We start from the raw sequence: 2,565 nt of genomic DNA, 5'->3' as shown, positions 1-2,565 counted from the left end.
GCCTGCGCGCTCTGCGCCTCGCTGATGCGCCGCGCCCACAGGGCCGCGAACAGGGGTTCAACCGCGGTGGGCGGCGACTCGAGGGTGGGCGAAACGCCGTCGACGCTGTCTGTCGCGCCGTCGGCGTCGCTGGGGGAGACCGATCTCATGCACGCCGTTCTTCGGGTTGCGGCAGGGGTGGCGCCGATTTTACACGCCGGCGCCGGTGAGCCCGACATCGGTAGACTGAGGCGGCACGCGCCCCACGCTACCGTCGAGAGGTTTCGTCCGTGTTCCAGATCCTCACTGTCTGCACGGGCAACATCTGCCGATCCCCTCTGGCCGCGATGATCCTGCGCACTCGCCTGTCCGACCTCGATCCCGCGGTCACCAGCGCGGGCACCCGCGGTCTGGCCGGCGCGCCGATGACCCCCGAGGCGCAGCGACTGGCCGCCGAGCTGGGCGTCGCGGGCGTCGCGGGCGCCGATGCCGCCGCCCACCGGTCGCGGTATCTCACCGAGGAGCACCTCTCGGTCCCCGACCTCATTCTCACGATGACGCGCGATCACCGCCGGCATGTGGTCGAGCTCGCCCCGGCCCGCATGCGATCGACGTTCACGGTGCGTGAGTTCGCGCGGCTGGCCGGTGACCTCTCCGACGACGGCCTGCGGGCGGCGGCATCGGCCACCGGTTCTGAAGCGGATGCCGTCACCGCCCTGCGGGCGGCCGTCCGGGCGGTGGCCGCCCGGCGGGGGATAGCCGACCCGCCGGCCGCACCCGAAGACGACGACGTGATCGATCCGTACCGCCGGCCTTGGGCGACGTACCTGCTCTCGGCACAGCAGATGGCGCCGGGATTGGCCGAGGTCGAGCGCGTCGTGCGTGCGGCGTCCTCACGCCGTCCTCGTTGAGCTCGTCGCAGCGTTCCCCTCGCGACGCGGCGAGCGGGGGTAACGGCTAGTCATCAGGTAAGAAAGTAAGCTCAGGTGTCTACCCTGTTGAAGCACCGCGAACGAGACCGCGAGCGAGAGGCCCCATGGAGCTCACCGACTACATCCGGATCCTGCGCAAGAACTGGCTCATCATCTTGCTCGCGGCGGTGCTCGGAGTGGGTGCCGCGGCCGCGTTCACCGCGACGCGGACCCCGACCTACCAGGCGCAGGCGACCGTCTTCGTCTCGACGCAGGCCAGCGGAGCGATCTCCGAGCTGCAGCAGGGGCAGAGCTTCACGCAGTCACGGGTGACCACCTATACGAACCTCGTCACGACGCCGATCGTCATGAAACCCGTGATCGCGCGGCTCGATCTGCAGACGACGGCGACCGAGCTGGCAGGATCGGTGACGGCATCGAACCCGTTGAACACGACGCTCATCGAGATCACGGTCGAAGACCCCGACCCCGTGCGCGCTTCGGACGTCGCCAACGCCCTCGCGGCGAGCCTCACGCAAGCGGTGGAGTCGATCGAGACTCCGAACGGGTCCAACACGTCGCCGGTGCGCCTGACCCCGGTGAAAGACGCCCTGCCGGCACTGGTGCCGTCGAGCCCCAACGGTCCGCTGAACCTCGCCCTCGGCGGTCTGATCGGGCTCGCCCTCGGCATCGGCATCGCGGTGCTCCGCACCGTGCTCGACACGCGCGTGCGCACGCCGCAGGACGTCGAGGCGGTGACCGATGCCCCGATCATCGGCGCGATCGCCTTCGACTCGAAGGCGAAGGCGCGTCCGCTGATCGTGCACGCCGACCCTCTGTCGCCTCGGGCGGAGTCGTTCCGTGCGCTGCGGACGAACCTGCAGTTTCTCGACATGGGCGGCCGCTCGTCGTTCGTCATCACCTCGTCGGTGGCCGGTGAAGGCAAATCGACGACGGCGATCAATCTCGCGATCGCGCTGGCCGACGCCGGCAAGAGGGTCGCGTTGCTCGACACCGATCTGCGCATGCCGCAGATCGCCGAGTATCTCGGCATCGAGGGCGGCGCGGGCTTGACCGACGTGCTGATCGGTCGCGCGCGCGTCGGCGACGTCATGCTGCCGTGGGGCGACCGGTCGATGTATGTGCTGCCGGCCGGAAAGATTCCGCCCAACCCGAGCGAGTTGCTGGGGTCGTCGCAGATGCAGACGCTGCTGCAGGTGCTCGAGCGCGACTTCGACGTCGTGCTGTGCGATGCTCCACCGCTGTTGCCGGTGACGGATGCTGCCATCCTCGCGCGCGCCACGAGCGGGGCACTGGTGGTGGTGGCTGCGGGTCGGACGAGCCGGCATCAGCTGAGCGGTGCCGTCGAGGCGCTGCACACCGTGGGTGCGAGGATCGCCGGTGTCGTGCTGTCGATGGTTCCCACGCGGGGCCCGGATTCGTACGCTTACGCCTATGGCTACGGCTATGGCGGCGGCTACGGCTACGGCGGTGGCAGCGAGGGTCGCGGTCAACGCCATGGCCACAGCGGTCGCGATGATGGCAACGGACACGACGGCAATCCGCAGACTCGCGCGGCCCGGAGGACGACCGCCTCGACTGCGGCTTTGCCTCCGTCGTCGCCCGCCACCCGCTGACTTTCACCGGTCACTTCGCCTGAGCCTCACCAGTCAGT

At 69.6% G+C, this 2,565-nt stretch carries 2 protein-coding genes; both read left to right on the top strand.

Going from position 1 to position 2,565, the window contains the following annotated elements; all coding sequences use genetic code 11:
* The first annotated feature begins 269 nt into the window (after nt 1-269).
* On the top strand, nt 270-890 hold the full coding sequence (locus QZV81_RS06415; protein WP_292834511.1) for a low molecular weight phosphatase family protein: 621 nt from the start codon (nt 270-272) through the stop codon (nt 888-890).
* A 125-nt stretch (nt 891-1,015) separates the two neighbouring features.
* Nucleotides 1,016-2,527: a polysaccharide biosynthesis tyrosine autokinase gene (locus tag QZV81_RS06410; protein ID WP_292834509.1), complete on the top strand. Its 1,512-nt coding sequence runs from the start codon at nt 1,016-1,018 to the stop codon at nt 2,525-2,527.
* Nucleotides 2,528-2,565 lie beyond the last annotated feature (38 nt).

It is taken from the genome of Microbacterium sp., assembly GCF_011620665.1.
GTDB lineage: Bacteria > Actinomycetota > Actinomycetes > Actinomycetales > Microbacteriaceae > Microbacterium.
Note: the sequence above shows the minus strand (reverse complement) of the source record. Positions and strands in the feature narration are given on the sequence as shown.

Bases quoted from the DNA above. Each gene is read 5' to 3' on its own strand.
- QZV81_RS06410 (WP_292834509.1), top strand. From the start codon at position 1,016: ATGGAGCTCACCGACTACATCCGGATCCTGCGCAAGAACTGGCTCATC.